The sequence below is a fragment of the Azohydromonas sp. genome (assembly GCF_035325925.1).
In the GTDB taxonomy this organism is placed as follows: Bacteria; Pseudomonadota; Gammaproteobacteria; order Burkholderiales; family Burkholderiaceae_C; genus Calidifontimicrobium.
The window spans coordinates 15802-32893 of sequence record NZ_DAOKZA010000012.1 but is presented as its reverse complement, the minus strand read 5'-3'; the positions used below and the strand labels follow the sequence as shown (position 1 = coordinate 32893).

The window sequence follows — 17092 nt, the reverse complement described above, 5'->3', positions numbered from 1 at the left end:
TTCCACCGCTCAGGCGCGCGCCGTCACAGCGCGCGCAGCACCCATTGCCCGTCGACCGCAACCAGCTCGCGGTCGCAGTCGAACTCCTCGACCTCGTGCTCGTGCCCGGGCAGGATGCACAGCACCGTCTCGCCAAGCCCGCGCAGCCGGCGGATCGCCTGGCGCAGGTTCTCGTCCTCGCCCCACGGCGCACGCACCGCGCCGCGGCTGGCGCCGGGTGGCAGCAGCGCGGCCAGCGCCTTCAGGTCGAGGCTGAAGCCGACGGCCGGCCGGTTGCGGCCGAACACCGCGCCGACCTCGTCGTAGCGGCCGCCGCGCACCAGCGCGTCGCTCGAGCCGGTGGCGTAGACCGCGAAGCGCGCGCCGCTGTAGTAAGCGTAGCCGCTCATGTCGCCCAGGTCGAAGCCCAAGCGCACGTCGGCGTGCGTGCGCTGCAGGTGTTCGGCGAGCCAGGCGAGGTCGTCGAGCGCCGCGGCAATCAGCGCGCGCCGCGGCAGCACCTGGCGCGCGCGCTCGAGCACCGTCGCGTCACCGTACAGCCCGAGCAGCGTGTCCAGCGCGTCGCGCGACTCGGGCGGCAGCCGCTGCGACAGCGCGCGCAGCTGCGCCGCGTCCTTGGCCGCCAGCGCGTCGACGATAGCCTCGAGCTGCGAGGCGTCGACCACCACGCCGGCGAGCACACCACGCACGATGCGCGCGTCACCGAGGTCGATCACCGGGGCCTCGATGCCAGTCGCCTTCAGCCCGTCGAGCGCGAGTTCGATCACCTCGAGGTCGGCCTCGAGCCCGCGGTGGCCGTAGACCTCGGCGCCGAACTGCAGCGGCTCTCGCGTCGCGTGCATGCCCGAAGGCCGGGTGTGCAGAACCGGACCGCAGTAGCACAGGCGCGCCACGCCCTGGCGGTTGAGCAGGTGCGCATCGATGCGCGCGACCTGCGGCGTCGTGTCGGCACGCACGCCCAGCGTGCGCCCGCTGAGCTGGTCGATCAGCTTGAAGGTGCGCAAGTCCAGCGCGTGACCGGTGCCCGACAGCAGCGATTCGAGGTGCTCGAGCAGCGGCGGCATCACCAGCTCGAAGCCGTAGCCGCGCGCGAGATCGAGCAGGTGCCGGCGCATGTCCTCGATGCGCCGCGCCTGGGCGGGCAGCACGTCGGCGATGTGCTCGGGCAGCAACCAGGCAGACGACATGCAAGACCGGTGCGGTTAAAAGAGGCATTGTACCGGCCGCATCGCGCGCACCGGCGGCACCTTCAGCTCACGAACACCAGCGCCAGCAGCGCCCCGAGCAGCATGCTCGCCAACCCGATGAAGCGGATCTGCCCGTCGCTCATCTGCAGCGCGCGCTCGAACACCTGGCGCCACGCCCGCGGGTTGAGAAAGGGCAGCAGCCCCTCGAACACCAGCATCAGCGCGAACGCGCCGAGCAGCAGATCGCCCATCGGCGCGGCGCGTGCGGCGTCAGCGCGGCGTGGCGGCGCCGCCGCGCATGGCGCGGAAGAAATCGCTGCCCGGGTCCAGCACCATCACGTCATTCTTGTTCTGGAAGCTCGCGCGGTAGGCCTCGAGGCTGCGGTAGAACTGCGCAAACTGCGGGTCGCGGCCAAAGGCGTCGGCGTACAGCGCCGACGCGCGCGCGTCGCCCTCGCCCCTGACCTTCTGCGCGTCGCGGAACGCCTCGGCGAGGATCACCTCGCGCTGCCGGTCGGCGTCGGCGCGGATCTTCTCGCCCTCGGCGGCACCCGTGGAGCGCAACTCGTTGGCCACGCGCTTGCGCTCCGACTCCATGCGGCGGTACACGGCGTCGGTGATGTCCGACACGAAGTCGACGCGCTTCACGCGCACGTCGACGATCTCGATGCCGAAGTTGTTCGTGACCTCCTCGAGGCGGCCCCGCACGCCCTGCATCACGCGTTCGCGGTCGGTGGCGAGCACGCCGGTGACGGTCTGGCGCGTCACCTCCTCGTTGAACGCGGCCTGCACCACCGGCGTCAGCCGCACGTCGAGGTTGCGCATGTCGGCGCCGCTGTTGCGGATGAACTGGCGCGGATCGCTGATGCGCCACTTGACCAGCCAGTCGACGAGCACGCTCTTCTTCTCGGCGGTGAAGATCGGCCGCGGGTCCGAGTTGTCCAGCGTCTGGATGCGCTTGTCGAGGAACACGACGTTCTGGAACGGCGGCGGCAGCTTCCAGTTCAGGCCGGGTTCGGTGATCACGGCCTTGATCTCGCCGAGGGCGTACACCGCGGCGATCTGCCGCTGATCGACGACGAACAGCGTCGACGACAGCAGCATCAGCAGCACCAGCAGGCCGCCGGCGAAGAGTCCGATTCGGTTCATGGCGACAGTCCTTGGCGGGTCTCAGCGCACGTCGCGCTCGCGGCTGCGCTGGCCGTCGCGCGAACGCGCGTCGAGCGTCAGCGCCGCGGCACCGCTGGTGGCGGGACTCGGCACGTCGGTTCGCGCCGCCGGCGCGGCCGGCGCCGACGCCCCCTGGCGGATCAACTGCTCGAGCGGCAGATACAGCAGGTTCGAGCCGCTGCGGCTGTCGACCAGCACCTTGCTGACGTTGGCGTAGACCTCCTGCATCGTCTCGAGATACAGACGGTCGCGCGTGACGCCCGGCGCACGTTGGTACTCAGCCAGCACCGAGCGGAACCGCTGTGCGTCGCCTTCGGCGGTGGCGACGATGCGCGCCCTGTAGCCCTCGGCCTCCTCGCGCAGACGCGCCGCGGTACCCTGGGCCTTCGGGATCACGTCGCTGGCGTAGGCCTCGCCCTCGTTGCGGAAGCGGTCGCGGTCGGCGCCGGCGCGCACCGCGTCGTTGAACGCGGCCTGCACCTGCTCGGGCACCTGGACGTTCTGGATGTTCACGTTGGTCACGAGGATGCCGGCCTTCAGCCGGTCGAGCTGGTTCTGCACCGAACGCACCAGATCGGCGGCGATCGCGTCGCGCGCCGCGTAGAGCACCGAGTCGACCTGGCTGCGGCCGACGATCTCGCGCACCGCCGACTCGCTGGCCAGCACCACCGCCTCGTCGGGATTGCGGTTCTCGAACAGGTAGGCGCGCGAGTCGTTCAGGCGGTACTGCACCGTGAAGCGGATGTCGACGATGTTCTCGTCCTGCGTGAGCATCGACGAGTCGCGCAGGCCGGTGGCCTGCGTGACCGTGTTGCGGCCGATGTCGACCGAGCGCAGTTGCGTGAACGGCACCGTCTCGTGCGCCTGGAACGGGTACGGCAGACGCCACTGGATGCCGGCGTCGACGGTGGCGCTGTAGCGGCCGAAGGTGGTGACGACGGCCTGCTGGCCTTCCTGCACGATGTACACGCCACTGCCCAGCCAGATCAGCGCGACCACGCCGGCGATCAGGCCGACGCCGATGCCGGCGCTCTTCATGTCGGGCGGCTGGAACGAGGGCCCACCGCCCCCGCCCCCTCCTTCACCGCCACCGTTGCGTCGCGGGGCCTTCTTGCCGCCGAACAGGTTCGACAGCTTGCCGTTGAAGTCCTTCCACAACTCGTCGAGGTCGGGCGGGCCGTCGTTGCGCCCGCCGCTGAGCACCAGCGTGTCAGCCGCCCGGCGGCGACGCAGCGCCGCACTGGCCAGCGCCCGCGCCGCGGCCGCCACGGCGCCCAGGCGCCGTGCCAGCGGTTCGGATTCGGAGGCGAAGGGGTGCGTGCTCATGCTTGCATCGAACGGGAAGGGGTTGCGGCACCGTGGCCGGCCAACCCGCCCGCGGTGGGCGGCTCGGCGGCGATCAGGGCCATCGTCTGGCGCAGCGCGTCGAGCCCGGTGCCGTCGAGCGCGCTGACGAACACGCGAGGCGTGCGCACGCCGTCTTCGCGCTCGACCTCGTCGACGCCCTCGCGCGGGCGTCGCGACGGCTCGAGCCGGTCGAGCTTGTTGAACACCAGCACTTGCGGGATGTCCTGTGCGCCGATCTCGGCGAGCACCCGCTCGACCTCGGCGATCTGCTCGTCGCGCGTCGGGCTGGCGGCGTCGACGACGTGCAGCAGCAGGTCGGCGTCGACCGCCTCCTGCAGCGTCGCCTGGAACGCCTCCACCAGCTTGTGCGGCAGGTCGCGGATGAAACCCACGGTGTCCGACAGCGACACCGAGCGCCCCTGTGTGCCGTCGGCTGTCGGCAGGTACAGCGCGCGCACGGTGGGGTCGAGCGTGGCGAACAACTGGTCGGCGGCGTAGGTGCGCGCCTTCACCAGCGCGTTGAACAGCGTCGACTTGCCCGCGTTGGTGTAGCCCACCAGCGCGACGCGGAACGTGCCGCTGCGCTCGCGCGCGCGGCGCTGCGTCTGGCGCTGGCGCTTGACGCGGTCGAGCCGGGTCTTCACGCCGCGGATGCGCTCGCCGATCATGCGCCGGTCGAGTTCGATCTGTGCCTCGCCCGGACCTCCGCGCGTGCCGATGCCGCCGCGCTGCCGCTCGAGGTGGCTCCAGCGGCGCACCAGCCGCGTGGCCAGGTACTGCAGGCGCGCCAGTTCGACCTGGAGCTTGCCCTCGTGGCTCTTCGCGCGGTCGGCGAATATCTCCAGGATCAGCGCGGTGCGGTCGGCCACCGCGACGCCGAGATGACGCTCCAGGTTGCGCTGCTGCGCCGGCGACAGCGCCTGGTCGAAGATCACGCCGTGGGCATCGTGCTGCTGCACCAGTGCCTTGATCTCGTCGGCCTTGCCGGCGCCGACGAACAGCGCCGCGTCGGGCGCCTTGCGCCGCGCGACGAGACGCGCGACGACTTCGTCGCCGGCCGATTCGGCGAGCAGCGCGAGTTCGTCGAGCGTCGGGTCGAACGAGGAACCGGGGCCGAGATCGACGCCGACCAGCACCGCACGGGCGGGTGCGGCCGCGCGCGCGGGGGACAGCACTTCGGGGGTCAAGGTCGGGGTCTGAGAAGGATGGACGTCGATGGAGACGGGATCAGGACGCGTCGCCCGCGTCCTGGGCGTGGAAGTTGACCGCGCGCCCGGGCACCACGGTGGAGATCGCGTGCTTGTAGACCATCTGCGTGACGGTGTTGCGCAGCAGGACCACGTACTGGTCGAAGGATTCGATGTGGCCCTGCAGCTTGATGCCGTTGACGAGGTAGATCGACACCGGCACATGCTCCTTGCGCAGCAGGTTCAGGAACGGGTCTTGTAGGAGTTGCCCTTTGTTGCTCACGATATGCTCCGTGATGGAATCCTGGAATGTGGCACGTTAACACAGGGCCGTCCGGTGCGAGCCCGCGCCGCGCGATGCCCGCATGCCTTAAGTGCCGCGCTCGGCGAAAGGGTTCCGCGTCGAGCGCAATTCGATGCGCAGCGGCGTGCCGACGAGCTTGAAGTGTTCGCGGATGCGCCCCTCCAGGTAGCGTTTGTAGCTGTCGGTCACGTGCTCGAGCGAGGTGCCGTGGATGACGACGATCGGCGGATTCATGCCCCCCTGGTGCGCATAGCGCAGCTTCGGGCGGAACGTGCCGGCGCGCTTGGGCGCCTGGTGCGCCACCGCGTCGAGCACCAGCCGCGTCAGCACCGGCGTGGGCAGCTTGCGCGTGGCCGACGCGTGCGCCTCGCCGATTGCCTTCCACAGCGGCCCCAGCCCCTGACGCTTCAGAGCCGAGATGTGGACGCGCGGGGCGAACTTCAAGAACGCCAGTCGCTGCTCGATCGAACGCTCGAACTGTTCGCGCTGGTAGCGGTCGACGGCGTCCCACTTGTTCACCGCGATCACCACCGCTCGCCCGGCGTCGAGCACATAGCCGGCGATGTGCGCGTCCTGCTCGCCGACGCCCTGCGTGGCGTCCAGCAGCAGCACGACGACGTGCGCGTCGGCGATCGCCTGCAGCGTCTTGACCACCGAGAATTTCTCGACCGCTTCGAACACCCGGCCCTTGCGACGCAGGCCGGCGGTGTCGATCAGTTCGTAGCGCTTGCCGCCGCGCTCCAGCGGCACGCGGATCGCGTCGCGCGTCGTGCCCGGTTGGTCGAACGCGACGAGCCGCTCCTCGCCGAGCCAGGCGTTGATCAGGGTGCTCTTGCCGACGTTCGGCCGCCCCGCCACGGCCAGGCGCACGGGTCGCGTTGCATCTTCGCCGTCGTCGGAGGCCTCGTCGGGCGGTGGCAGCGCGTCGACCACGGCGTCCATCAGGCTGCGGATGCCCTGCCCGTGCGCCGCCGACACCGGGTGCGGCTCGCCGATGCCCAGTTCGTGGAATTCGGCCAGGCGCGGCGAGTCGACCATCCCTTCGGCCTTGTTCACCGCGAGGCACACGCGCTTGCCGGCCTGGCGCAGGTAGCGCGCGATGTCGTGGTCCTGCGCCGACAGCCCGGCGCGCAGGTCGACGACGAAGATCACCGCGTCGGCCTCGGCCACCGCCTGCATCGTCTGGCGCGCCATCGCGGCGACGATGCCGGTGGGCTTGTCCGGCTCGAAGCCTCCGGTGTCGACGACGATCAGCTCGCGGCCGCCGACGCGCGCGTCGCTGTAGTGGCGGTCGCGCGTGAGACCGGGGAAGTCGGCGACGATCGCGTCGCGGCTGCCGGTCAGCCGGTTGAACAGCGTCGACTTGCCGACGTTGGCGCGGCCGACGAGCGCGACGACGGGTTTCATCGCCGCGCGCGCGTCACACCGGCCGGAACGCGAACAGCCCGCCGCGGCGCGTGACCACCAGCACCGTGGCACCGGTGGCCGCCGGCGCGCCGACGACCGCCGAACCGTCGGTGGGCAGGCGCAGCACCGGCTTGCCGTCGGCGGCTGCGAGCCAGTGCACCTGACCCTCGCGATCGCCGAACACCACCGTCGGGCCCAGCGCCAGCGCACCGCTCAGGCCGCGGTGCAGGAAGCGCTCCGACGTCCACAGCACCTCGCCGCTCGAGGTGCGCCATGCGGTGACGCGGTCGCTGCCGTCGGCGCCGAACAGCCGATCGGCGTCGCCGCCCACCGCCTGCGTGCCGCCGGACGGTCGGCTCCACAGTTGCGTCGGACGGTCGACGTCGGCGCAGCCCACCGCCTGCTGGAAGGCGCGCGCGCAGACGACGCTGCCCACGCGCACCGGTGGGCCGACCAGGTCGGCGAGGCGCTCGACCTCGTTGGTGCCGCGCGGGGTCGCGATCGGCACCTCCCAGCGCAGCGTGCCGCGCAGTGGGTCGACTGCCGCCAGCCGCGGTCCCTGACCGACCAGCAGCGTGTCGCCGTGCGGCGCGACCACACCGGCCTGCGCCAGCGTCAGCGCCTCGCCGCTGCGCTGCAGCCGCCACAGCCAGCGTCCGTCGATCGCGTCGAAGGCGTGCACCGTGCGGTCGACCGCGAGCACGAAGACGCGCTCGCCGGCCACCAGCGGCGCCGAGGCCACGCGTGCCGGCAGACGGTGGCGCCAACGCACCTCCCCGGCTTCGAGCACGACCACCTCGTTGTCGCGCGTCACCACCGCGGCGAAGCGCCCGTCGCTGCCGACACCTGCGGTGATCGGCGCGCCCGCATTGGCGCGCCACAGCACGCGGCCGTCGTCGGCCGACAGCGCGATCACGGTGCCGTCGTCGGCGGCGACGACGAAACGCCCGTCGTGCACCGCAGGCACCAGCGGGAACGACACCGGCGCGATGCGCTGCGACCAGGCCTGACGCCCCGAGATCGTCGGCGTCAGCGGCTCGAGCGGCGTGGGCTTCGGGCCCGACGACGAACATGCCGCCAGCAGCAGCGCGGCCGTGCTGACCGCGACGCGAGCCAACCAGCCGCGGCCGCGCGTCATCGCGCCCCCTGCGCCGCCGCGGCGGGCGCGGCGCCGAGCGCGGTCAGCTTGGCGTCGATCAGGCGGCGGTACTCGACGTCTTCGGCCATCGCCTGCCACGCCGCCTGGTACGCCGCCTTCGCCTCGTCGCGCCGGCCCATCGACAGCAGGACGTCGCCGCGACGGTCGGCGGCAAGGGCGGCGAACGCCGCGTCCTTCACCGCGTCGACCTGCCGCAGTGCATCGTCGTGCTGGCCGGCGTCGAGCAGCAGCCCGGCCAGGCGCAGGTGAGCGATCGCGCGGTACTCGTCCTCGGTGGCGTGGTCGGCCACCCACTGCAGCGACGCGCGCGCGGCCTCGGCTTGCTCGCGCTCGGCCTGCACTCGCGCGGCGAGCAACCCGCCCTTCTCGGCATACGCGGTGCGCGGGTAGCGCTGCTTCAGGTCGTCGAAGCGTCGTGTCACCAGCGCCGCGTCGCCGGCCTGCGCCGCCTTGTCGAGCTCGTCGTACATCGCCGCCGCCTTCGCAGACTGGTCACGCTGGTACCAGTTCCAGCCGTTCCACGCCGCGTAGGCGCCGAGCACGAGGATCAGCGCCCAGGTGATCAGGTTGCCGTACTGCTTCCAGAACGCCTTGAGCGCGTCGATCTGCTCCTGCTCTTGCAGGTCGAGGTGGGTCGCCATGTCAACGGGGGCCGGGTTGCGTCGTTGTGGTCAAAGCGGCGGATTATCGTCGAGCAGTTCGCGCGCCCACTCGGCGCTGTCGGCCAGCACACGCGTGAACTGTGCCCCGGCGGCCCGGCCGTCGCGCGCGCGCAGCGGCTTGAGCGCCACCTCGCCGCGCGCCAGTTCGTCGTCGCCGAAGATCAGCGCCCACGCCGCGCCGCTCGCGTCGGCACGGCGGAATTGCGACTTCAGGCTGCCGAAGCCGTCCTTGCCCGCGGCATGCATCAGCACCGACACGCCGGCGGCGCGCAGGACCTCGACCACCGGCAGCGCCCGCACCAGTGCCGCAGGCGACGCCAGCACCGCGTAAGCCCGCGGCGCCGTCGCCGGCGGCGCGACGCCGGCCTCGCACAACAGCAGCAGCAGCCGCTCGACGCCCAGCGCCCAGCCCACCGCCGGCGCCGGTTTGCCGCCGAGCTGCTCGATCAGCGGGTCGTACCGCCCCCCGCCGCACACCGTGCCCTGCGCGCCGAGACGCTCGGTGACCCACTCGAACACCGTCAGGTTGTAGTAGTCCATGCCACGCACCAGGCGCGGGTTGATGCGGTACTCGAGACCGACCGCGTCGAGCGCGGCGCGCACGCCGTCGAAGTGCGCGCGCGACTCGGCACCGAGGTGGTCGAGCAGCCTCGGCGCGGCCTCGATCAGCGGCTGCAGCGCCGGGTTCTTGCTGTCGAGGATGCGCAGCGGGTTGGTGTGCAGGCGGCGGCGCGAATCGTCGTCGAGCAGGTCGTGATGCGCCTCGAAGTGCGCCACCAGCGCCGCGCGGTGGGCGCGCCGCTCGTCGAGCTGGCCGAGGCTGTTGACCTCCAGGCGCAGGTCGCGGCCTTCGACCAGTCCGAGCTCCCGCCACAGCGCGCGGCACATCAGGATCAACTCGGCGTCGACATCGGGGCCGGGGTAGCCCAGTGCCTCGGCGCCGATCTGGTGGAACTGCCGGTAGCGACCCTTCTGCGGGCGCTCGTGGCGGAACATCGGGCCCATGTAGTACAGCCGCTTGCCGCCGTCGTGCAGCAGCGAATGCTCGATGACGGCGCGCACCACGCCGGCGGTGTTCTCCGGGCGCAGCGACAGGTCGTCGCCGTTCATCCGGTCGACGAACGAGTACATCTCCTTCTCGACGATGTCGGTGACCTCGCCGAGCCCGCGCACGAACAGCGCGGTGGGCTCGACCAGCGGCGTGCGCAGGTTCTGATAGCCGTAGCGCGCCATCAACGCGCCGACGCGGGCCTCGAGCCACTCCCAGCGCGCCGAGTCGGGCGGCAGGATGTCGTTCATGCCCTTGACGGCTTGCAGCTTTTCCATGAGGAGGTCGGGAAGGTCGTGGTTCGGTCACGCGTCGCGGCGCGCCGCGGCGTACACGCGGCGCGCGCGGAGCGGGTCAGTGCCCGCGCGGCGCGCCGGTGCCGAAGCGCCGCTCGATGTAGTCCTCGACGATGCGCTTGAACTCGGCCGCGATGCCCTCGCCGCGCAGCGTCACCGCCTTCTCGCCGTCGATGAACACCGGCGCGGCCGGCGCCTCGCCGGTGCCCGGCAGGCTGATCCCGATGTCGGCGTGCTTGCTCTCGCCCGGCCCGTTGACGATGCAGCCCATCACCGCGACCTTCATCGCCTCGACGCCGGGGTAACGCGACTTCCACTGCGGCATCATCGCGCGCAGGAAGTCGTCGATCTGCTTGGCCAGCTCCTGGAACGTCGTGCTGGTCGTGCGGCCGCAGCCGGGGCACGCGGTGACGCTCGGGTTGAAGGTGCGCAGGCCCAGCGCCTGCAGAATCTCGAGCGCGACGACGACCTCCTGCGTGCGCGCCTCGCCCGGCTGCGGCGTCAGGCTGACGCGGATCGTGTCGCCGATGCCCTCCTGCAGCAGCACGGCCAGTGCCGCGGTCGACGCCACCGTGCCCTTGGTGCCCATGCCGGCCTCGGTCAACCCCAGGTGCAGCGCGTGGTCGCAGCGGCGCGCCAGCGCGCGGTACACGCTGATCAGGTCCTGCACGCCGCTGACCTTGCAGCTGATGACGATCTGGTCCGGACTCAAACCGACCTCGCCGGCGAAGCGCGCCGACTCGATCGCCGAGCGCACCAGGGCCTCGTACATCACCTGCTTGGCGTCCCAGGGCTCGCGGCGCTTCGCGTTGTCGTCCATCAGCTGGGCGAGCAGTTCCTGGTCGAGGCTGCCCCAGTTGACGCCGATGCGCACGCACTTGTCGTGGCGCGTCGCGACCTCGACCATCGCGGCGAACTGGCGGTCGCGCTTGTCGCCCTTGCCGACGTTGCCGGGGTTGATGCGGTACTTCGACAGTGCCTGCGCCATCGCCGGGTGCTCGGCGAGCAGCCGGTGGCCGTTGTAGTGAAAGTCGCCGACCAGCGGCACGTCGATGCCCATGCGGTCGAGCTGGTCGCGGATGTGAGGCACCGCGGCCGCCGCCTCTGGGGTGTTGACGGTGATGCGCACCAGCTCCGAGCCGGCCTGCGCGAGTTCCTTGACCTGGATCGCGGTGCCGATGACGTCGACGGTGTCGGTGTTGGTCATCGACTGCACGCGCACCGGGGCGTCACCACCGATCGTCACGACCCGGCCGCCCCAGGCGACGCGCGCCTGGCGCGAGCGCCGCGGCGCCGGCGCGGCGACGCCGATCGCGCCCTCGTCGTCGGCGTCGGAAGGCACAGCGGTCATCGCGGTGCGCCTCACTTCAACTCGATCCGGGCGACGTTGTCGCGCGCCTCGCGCGCGACGTCCAACGGCTGCCCGCGAAAGCTCAGCTGCGTCGCCGCGGCGTTGCCGAGCGTCGCGCGCAGCGGCAGCGTGCCGTCGAGCCCGACCGCCTCGCCGGCCTGCAGCGTTCGCGACAGCAGCACGTTGCCGCCGGCGTCGCGCACCTCGACCCACGCCTCCTCGGTGGCGCGCACCACGAGCACGGCCGTGCCCGCGACGTCCGACGCCACCGCCTCCGGCGCCGAGTGCACGGTGTCGACGACCGGCCCGGGCGCGGACGGCTCGGCCTCAGGCGCCGCGTCGGCGTGCGGCGCGGCCCCCGAAGCGGCCGGTGGGGTCAGCGGCAACGAGATCACCGGCGCATCCGCCGGCGCCGGCTCGGCCGGTCCGAACGGATTCTGCGGCAGCAGGTACAGCACCGCGGCGGAAAGCAGGACGATCGCCGGTGCCCAAAAGATCGGGCGACCGATGAAGCTCAGCTCGCTGCCCTCCTCGTGGCTCTCACGCTCGCGAAACGGCGTCTTCAGCCCGCTGGCGACCTGTTCCAACCGGTCGCCGCCCTGCGGACGCGGCAGCAGCGCCAGCACCGGTTCGGGGTCGATCTTCACCGCGCGGCACACGGTCTGCGCGAGCGCCCGGGCAAAGGCGAGGTCGGGCAGTTCGTCGAAGCGGTCGGCCTCGAGCGCCTCGAGTTTGCGCGGCGAGACCTTGATCGACGCCGCGAGCGCAGCGATGTGCAGCCCCTGGCGCTCGCGCGCGACGCGCAGCATCGCGCCTGGACTGTGGCCGGTGCTCGCCGGCGCGGTCGCGGCCTCAGTCATCGAACCGCCCCTGCTCGAACGCCAGCGTCTCCGGCGCCTGCGGGTAGCGTGCGCGCAGCTGCCGGCCGAGGTCCGACACGGCGACGGCGTTGCCGAGCTTGCGCTCGATGCGCGCGGCCAGCCACAGCGTCTGCGCGTTCGACTGCGACGGCTGCGCATTGACGCGGGCGACGTAGAAGCGCGCGCGCTCGTGTTCGCCCAGTCGCAGCAGCACCTCGGACAGGTTGACGGCGGTCGCCGGGTTGCCCGAGTCGATCTCGTAGGCGCGCAGCAGCGTGCGTTCGGCCTCGCGCAGCTTGCCGTCGCGCGCCTGGCACACGCCGCGGGCGAGCAGGCTGCGCGGCACCTCGCGGTACTGCGGCTGCTCGAGCGCGCGCGCGAACATCGCGTCGGCGTCGGCGAAGCGTCCCTGCTGGCACATCACCCAGGCCCAGTTGTGCATCGTGTCGCCGTCGCGCGGGTTGAGCTGCAGCGCGCGGCGGAAGCTGTCTTCGGCCAGCCGCGGCTCGCCCATGCCGGCGTAGACGAGCCCGCGCAGGTTGAACGCGTCGGCGAAGTCGGGCTTGGCCGCCAGCGCCTGCTTGATCTCGTCGAGCGCGGTCTCGGTCTGCCCGCGCGAGAAATACGCGGCCGCCAGTTCGAGGCGCACCCGAGCACGCCGGTCGGCGTCGGTCAGGTCCGACGCGGTCACCGGCTCGGTGACCTCGCCGCCGGCGGTCGCGGCACAACCACCGAGCGCCAGTGCGCCGAGCAGCGCCAGCAGCGCCATCGCCAGGCGCTCGTACGGGGTGAAGCGCAGGGCTGCAAGCATCGTCGTCACGGCAGCGGCCTCAGGCGCGGGCGCCGGCGGGCGGGCGCGCCGCGGCGCGCGTCAGCCGCAGGTGCACCCGGGTGCGGTCGCGCACCTCGCCGGCGAGCTGGCCGCACGCCGCGTCGATGTCGTCGCCGCGGGTCTTGCGCACCGTGGTCACGATGCCGGCATCCTGCAGCACGCGCGCGAAGGCCTGCACGCGAGCCGGCGGCGAGCGCTGCAGCCCCGACGCCGGGAACGGGTTGAACGGGATCAGGTTGAACTTGCACGGCACGCGTCCGACGCCGCGGCTGGCCGGGGCGCGCCCCTCGACCAGCGCGACCAGTGCCTGCGCCTGTGCATCGCCGTCGTTGACGCCGTCGAGCATGCAGTACTCGAAGGTGACGAAGTCGCGCGGCGCACGCTCGAGGTAACGCCGGCACGCGGCAAGCAACTCGGCCAGCGGGTACTTGCGGTTCAGCGGCACCAACTCGTCGCGCAGCGCGTCGTCGGGCGCGTGCAGCGACACCGCGAGCGCGACCGGGCAGTCGTCGCGCAGGCGGTCGATCATCGGCACCACCCCCGACGTGCTGACGGTCACGCGCCGGCGCGACAGGCCGTAGCCGTGGTCGTCGAGCATCGTGCGCAGCGCCGGCAACAGCGCCGCGTAGTTCTGCAGCGGCTCGCCCATGCCCATCATCACGACGTTCGTCACCGCGCGTTCGCCCGCGGCCAGCCCCAGGCGACGGCGCAGCGCGTGCTCGGCAAACCACAGCTGGGCGACGATCTCCCCGGTGGTCAGGTTGCGGCTGAAACCCTGGTGGCCCGTCGAGCAGAACCTGCAGCCGACCGCGCAGCCGGCCTGCGACGACACGCACAGCGTGCCGCGGTCGTCCTCGGGGATGAACACCGTCTCGACGGCGTTGCCGCCCCCGACGTCGAACAGCCACTTGACGGTGCCGTCGGCCGAGGCCTGCTCGCTGGACACCGGCAGCGCGCGGACCTCGGCGGCCGCAGCGAGCTTGTCGCGCAGCGACTTCGCCAGGTCGGTCATCTGCGCGAAGTCGTGCGCGCCCTTCTGGTGGATCCAGCGGAACAGCTGCACCGCGCGGAAGCGCTTCTCGCCCAGGCGTTCGCAGAAGGCCGTCAGCCCTTCGAGGTCGAAGTCGAGCAGGTTGGCGGCCATCGCGGCGGCGTCAGCGGCTGTAGACGTTCATGCCGGGGAAGAAGAACGCGACTTCGACTGCCGCGGTCTCGGGTGCGTCGGAGCCGTGCACCGCGTTGGCGTCGATGCTGTCGGCGAAGTCGGCGCGGATCGTGCCCTTCTCGGCCTTCTTCGGGTCGGTCGCACCCATCAGCTCGCGGTTCTTCGCGATCGCGTTCTCGCCCTCGAGCACCTGGATCATCACCGGGCCCGAGATCATGAAGTTGACCAGGTCGTCGAAGAATGGCCGCGCCCTGTGCACCGCGTAGAAGGCCTCGGCCTCGCCGCGCGACAGGTGCGCCATCTTCGCCGCGACGATCTTCAGTCCGGCGGCTTCGAAGCGTGCGTAGATCTGGCCGATCACGTTCTTCGCGACGGCGTCGGGTTTGATGATCGAGAGGGTCCGCTCGATGGCCATGTTTTTCTCCTGGATCAAGAACTTGGCAAAGCCTGTGATTGTATCCGCGGGGCCCTCGGCGCCCGCGGGCGCGGGCCGCCTCAGCGCCCGCCGCGGCGCCCGCCGCCGCGCCCGCCGCCCGGGCCGCGAGCGCCCTTGCGGTGGAACGCGTCGGCGCCGATGTAGCCCACCGAGGTCTGCATCGGGTCGGGCTGGCGCTGCGTGCCGCTGCCGCCCTTCTTCGGCGCGCCGCCCGCGCCGCGGCCGCGGCGCGGGGCGCCGGGCGCGCGCTCCTTCTGGACGAAGCGCTTGTCGTAGGTCTGCTGCAGCGGGTTGGGGATCGGGCCGTCCTCGTCGGGTTCGCGGCGCGGCGCGCGTTCGCGCTGCAGCGCACGCTTGTCGTAGGTCTGCTGCAGCGGGTTCGGGATCGGGCCGTCCTCGTCGAGTTCGCGGCGCGGCGCGCGTTCGCGCTGGATCGCGCGCTTGTCGTAGGTCTGCTGCAGCGGGTTCGGGATCGCGCCGCCTTCGATGCGCTCGCCGCCCCCCTCGCCACGCGCCGCGCCGCGCCCGCGCCGGCGCCTACGGTTGCCGCGCGCGCCGCCCTCACCCTCGGCGCGCGCCGGCTGTGCGCCCTGCGCCAGCCGCCGGATGGCCTTCACGTCGGCGTCACCGAGTTCGACCCACACGCCACGCTTGAGCCCGCGCGGCAGGACCACGCTGCCGTAGCGGATGCGGATCAGCCGGCTCACCGTCAGGCCGACGGCCTCGAACAGCCGGCGCACCTCGCGGTGGCGGCCCTCGGTGATCACGACGCGATACCAGTGGTTCGCCCCTTCGCCGCCGCCGTCCTCGATTGACCTGAACTGCGCCGCCTGAGCGTCGACCTCGACGCCGTCGAGCAGCCGCTGGCGGGATTCGTCGTCGAGCATTCCGAGCACGCGCACCGCGTACTCGCGCTCGACGCCGAAGCGCGGGTGCATCAGCTGGTTGGCCAGCTCACCCGAGTTCGTGAACAGCAGCAGGCCCTCGGTGTTGATGTCGAGTCGCCCGACCGACTGCCACTTGCCCTGGTGCAATCGCGGCAGGCGGCGGAACACGGTGGGACGCTGCTGCGGGTCGTCGTGCGTGACGACCTCGCCCACCGGCTTGTGGTAGGCCAGCACGCGCGGCGGTGGCGGCGCGATGCGCACCTTGATCGGCTTGCCACCGACCTTGATCTGGTCGCCCCAGCTGATGCGCTGCCCGATGTGCGCCGGTTCGCCGTTCACCGTGATGCGCCCCTCGACGATCATCTGTTCCATGTCGCGACGCGAGCCGATGCCGGCCTGCGCCAGCACCTTGTGCAGCTTCGGCGCATCGGGTTCGGCGGCAAGCACGCGCTTGTGCGGTGCCGCCGGCACGTCGGCGGCGTCGGGCTCAGCGTCGAACGCGCCCGACAGCACCGCGCCGAACACCTCGCGCGGGTCGTCGGCGAGCGCCACCGGCGCCGTCGCGATCGCGTCGCCGTCGCCCGCGACTTCGGTGTCGTTGGCGACGTCGGCCCCTTCGCCACGCTCCACGCGCTCGCCGGCGGCCTCGCGCGTGCCGCGCCCGCGTCGGCCGCGACGCCGGCCGCGTCGCGCCGCCCGGTCGCGTTCTTCCCCCGCGGCCGGCGCTTCGGACGCACCGCTCGGCGCGGCGTCGGCCGTCTCTTGCCGGCCGTCGTCCACCGCGCCTGCAGGCGCAGGTGCCACCGTGTCGGGTGCCGTCGCGGGCGGGCCGTCCGACGTCGCCGCCTCGGAAGCGCCCGCGTCGGCGCGCTCGGCCACCAGCGTCTTGCGCGGTTGCCGGCGCGGACGCGGTGCCGCCTCGCCCGCCGGCGCCTCGTCTTGCCGCACGACTTCGTCGTCGCCTGGAGGCGGCGTCAGCGGGACATCTGGTTCGGTGCTGTTCATGCGTGCGGAGCCGTTTGCAGGTGGTCGGGGGTGTCGGGGATGTCGGCAAGGGCCGTGTCGCCGGCGCCGGGGCGCGCGTCGTCGGCGTCGCCGGGCACGGCGGCCGGCGCAGTGCCGGCGTCGATCGCGTCGTCGACCGCAGCGACGGCATCGGCGCCGGCCGCGGCGTCGTGATCGCCGGCGCACTGGTCGCCTTCGAGCGGCAGCGACGGCTGCCCCGGCAGCGCCTCGCCCAGCGCCGACGCGGCCGATCCGGCGCCGTCGAGCGCGGGCAGCTGCGCCAGGCTGGCCAGCCCGAGGTCGTCGAGGAACTGCCGTGTCGTGGCGTACAGCGCCGGACGTCCCGGTGCGTCACGGTGGCCGATGATCTCGATCCATCCGCGGTCCTCGAGCTGCTTGACGATCTGGCTGCTGACCGTGACGCCGCGAATGTCCTCGATGTCGCCGCGCGTGACCGGCTGACGGTAGGCGATGATGGCCAGCGTCTCCATCGCGGCGCGCGAGTAGCGCGGCGGTTTCTCCGGGTTCAGGCGGTCGAGGTACTCGCGCATCTCGGGCCGGCTCTGGAAGCGCCAGCCCGACGCGAGCGTCGCCAGCTCGACCCCGCGCCCCTGCCAGTCCTGGGCCAGTTCGTCGAGCAGCGTGCGCAGCGTGTCGGCGCCGACCTGGTCGTCGAACAGCGTGCGCAACTCACGCAGCGACAGGGGCTGCTGCGCGCAGATCAGCGCGGTCTCGAGCACGCGCTTGGCTTGGTGGGTGTTCATCGGCAGTGGACTCGGGCCCGCCAGC

Annotated in this window: 17 protein-coding genes; all 17 read right to left on the bottom strand. The window is 72.2% G+C overall.

Annotated elements, in window-relative coordinates; all coding sequences use genetic code 11:
* Positions 1–23: 23 nt before the first annotated feature.
* The 17 genes from PKC53_RS06515 to scpB all read right to left on the bottom strand — a co-directional run bounded on the left by PKC53_RS06515 (position 24) and on the right by scpB (position 17067).
* Positions 24–1187, bottom strand: coding sequence for an ATP phosphoribosyltransferase regulatory subunit (locus PKC53_RS06515; RefSeq protein WP_324427460.1), 1164 nt, complete (start codon positions 1185–1187; stop codon positions 24–26).
* Between the two features lie 62 nt (positions 1188–1249).
* A complete protein-coding gene (locus tag PKC53_RS06510) occupies positions 1250–1438 on the bottom strand; it encodes a DUF2065 domain-containing protein (RefSeq protein WP_324427458.1) in 189 nt (62 codons plus the stop codon).
* A gap of 19 nt (positions 1439–1457) precedes the next feature.
* Positions 1458–2336: a protease modulator HflC gene (gene hflC, locus PKC53_RS06505; RefSeq protein WP_324427456.1), complete on the bottom strand. Its 879-nt coding sequence runs from the start codon at positions 2334–2336 to the stop codon at positions 1458–1460.
* 21 nt (positions 2337–2357) lie between these two features.
* Positions 2358–3683, bottom strand: coding sequence for an FtsH protease activity modulator HflK (gene hflK, locus PKC53_RS06500; RefSeq protein WP_324427454.1), 1326 nt, complete (start codon positions 3681–3683; stop codon positions 2358–2360).
* Positions 3680–4891 carry a GTPase HflX gene (gene hflX, locus PKC53_RS06495; RefSeq protein ID WP_324427452.1) on the bottom strand — a complete coding sequence of 404 codons (1212 nt, stop codon included), beginning with the start codon at positions 4889–4891 and terminating at the stop codon, positions 3680–3682. Before hflX ends, hflK begins: the two co-directional genes overlap by 4 nt.
* Before the next feature lie 40 nt (positions 4892–4931).
* Positions 4932–5174, bottom strand: coding sequence for an RNA chaperone Hfq (gene hfq / locus PKC53_RS06490; RefSeq protein WP_324427449.1), 243 nt, complete (start codon positions 5172–5174; stop codon positions 4932–4934).
* 87 nt (positions 5175–5261) lie between these two features.
* A complete protein-coding gene (der, locus tag PKC53_RS06485; protein ID WP_324427447.1) occupies positions 5262–6602 on the bottom strand; it encodes a ribosome biogenesis GTPase Der in 1341 nt (446 codons plus the stop codon).
* A 13-nt stretch (positions 6603–6615) separates the two neighbouring features.
* Entirely contained in the window at positions 6616–7740 is a 1125-nt protein-coding gene (gene bamB / locus PKC53_RS06480; protein WP_324427445.1) for an outer membrane protein assembly factor BamB, read from the bottom strand.
* Positions 7737–8402 carry a tetratricopeptide repeat protein gene (locus PKC53_RS06475; protein ID WP_324427443.1) on the bottom strand — a complete coding sequence of 222 codons (666 nt, stop codon included), beginning with the start codon at positions 8400–8402 and terminating at the stop codon, positions 7737–7739. Before PKC53_RS06475 ends, bamB begins: the two co-directional genes overlap by 4 nt.
* A 30-nt stretch (positions 8403–8432) precedes the next feature.
* On the bottom strand, positions 8433–9749 hold the full coding sequence (gene hisS, locus PKC53_RS06470) for a histidine--tRNA ligase (protein ID WP_324427441.1): 1317 nt from the start codon (positions 9747–9749) through the stop codon (positions 8433–8435).
* 76 nt (positions 9750–9825) lie between these two features.
* Positions 9826–11118, bottom strand: coding sequence for a flavodoxin-dependent (E)-4-hydroxy-3-methylbut-2-enyl-diphosphate synthase (gene ispG / locus PKC53_RS06465; protein WP_324427439.1), 1293 nt, complete (start codon positions 11116–11118; stop codon positions 9826–9828).
* Positions 11119–11129: 11 nt separating this feature from the next.
* Complete coding sequence (locus tag PKC53_RS06460) at positions 11130–11978, bottom strand: helix-turn-helix domain-containing protein (RefSeq protein ID WP_324427437.1); 849 nt, start codon at positions 11976–11978, stop codon at positions 11130–11132.
* The gene (gene pilW, locus PKC53_RS06455) at positions 11971–12789 is read right to left on the bottom strand and encodes a type IV pilus biogenesis/stability protein PilW (protein ID WP_324427435.1); all 819 of its coding nucleotides are present in this window, start codon (positions 12787–12789) and stop codon (positions 11971–11973) included. Before pilW ends, PKC53_RS06460 begins: the two co-directional genes overlap by 8 nt.
* 19 nt (positions 12790–12808) lie before the next feature.
* Positions 12809–13954: a 23S rRNA (adenine(2503)-C(2))-methyltransferase RlmN gene (gene rlmN, locus PKC53_RS06450; RefSeq protein WP_324427433.1), complete on the bottom strand. Its 1146-nt coding sequence runs from the start codon at positions 13952–13954 to the stop codon at positions 12809–12811.
* Between the two features lie 10 nt (positions 13955–13964).
* On the bottom strand, positions 13965–14390 hold the full coding sequence (gene ndk / locus PKC53_RS06445) for a nucleoside-diphosphate kinase (RefSeq protein WP_324427431.1): 426 nt from the start codon (positions 14388–14390) through the stop codon (positions 13965–13967).
* A gap of 80 nt (positions 14391–14470) precedes the next feature.
* The gene (locus PKC53_RS06440; protein WP_324427429.1) at positions 14471–16303 is read right to left on the bottom strand and encodes a pseudouridine synthase; all 1833 of its coding nucleotides are present in this window, start codon (positions 16301–16303) and stop codon (positions 14471–14473) included.
* The gene (scpB, locus tag PKC53_RS06435) at positions 16300–17067 is read right to left on the bottom strand and encodes an SMC-Scp complex subunit ScpB (protein ID WP_324427427.1); all 768 of its coding nucleotides are present in this window, start codon (positions 17065–17067) and stop codon (positions 16300–16302) included. The genes PKC53_RS06440 and scpB overlap by 4 nt, the downstream gene beginning before the upstream one ends.
* Between the last annotated feature and the right edge of the window lie 25 nt (positions 17068–17092).